The organism is Pseudomonas sp. SB113 (genome assembly GCF_040754745.1).
GTDB lineage: Bacteria > Pseudomonadota > Gammaproteobacteria > Pseudomonadales > Pseudomonadaceae > Aquipseudomonas > Aquipseudomonas grimontii.
The window spans coordinates 1-777 of record NZ_JBFMHW010000064.1; the positions used below are offsets into that span (position 1 = coordinate 1).

The window sequence follows — 777 nt, forward strand, 5'->3', positions numbered from 1 at the left end:
CATAGGCATGGGAGCCACCAAGTCGTCGGATAAGTAAGCCGCAACAGCTCTTTTTGTTGTTGCGGCGTCCTGTCGAACTCTCCAGCCAATGCTGACAGGCAGACGCCGCCCAGATGTTCTCATTTGAGCGGATGCTTCATCATGCCTATGAAAAGCCCTGTATGGGCCTACACCTTGCCGGCAGCACTTTTGCTGATGGCGCCTTTCGACATCCTCGCCTCTCTGGCGATGGATATTTATCTTCCTGTTGTTCCGGCCATGCCGGGCGTCCTCGATACCAGCCCAGGCGTCGTGCAGCTCAGTTTGAGCCTTTACATGCTCATTCTGGGTGTGGGGCAAATCGTCTTCGGCCCGATTTCCGATCGCGTCGGGCGGCGCCCCGTATTGCTTGGCTGGCCGGAAAGCGTGGTTATTTACAGCCTGTTCGGTTCGATGCTGGCGTTTGTTCCGGCACTCGGTCCGAGTCTCGGAGCGATGATTGCAGACAATTTCGGATGGCGGGCAATCTTTGCTGTCCTTGCGGCTGTAACCGTACCGGCGATCATCAACGCCTTTCTAAGATGGCACGAGACACGGCCGCAGAGCGCAGCGATTGTTCGACGCTCGATGCTGCCAATTCTTAGAAGCGGTGCGTTCTGGGCCTATACGCTGGCATTCAGCGCAGCCATGGGAACGTTCTTCGTGTTCTTTTCGACGGCTCCGCGTGTGCTGATCGAACGCGCAGGCTATTCCGAACTGGAATTCAGCTTTGCCTTCGCCACTGCAGCTATCGTGATG

At 56.6% G+C, this 777-nt stretch carries 1 protein-coding gene; it reads left to right on the top strand.

Features of this window, described 5'->3' with window-relative positions:
- Positions 1–141: 141 nt before the first annotated feature.
- A partial coding sequence (locus tag AB1462_RS31405) for an MFS transporter (RefSeq protein ID WP_367248954.1) occupies positions 142–777 on the top strand: 636 nt, incomplete at its 3' end.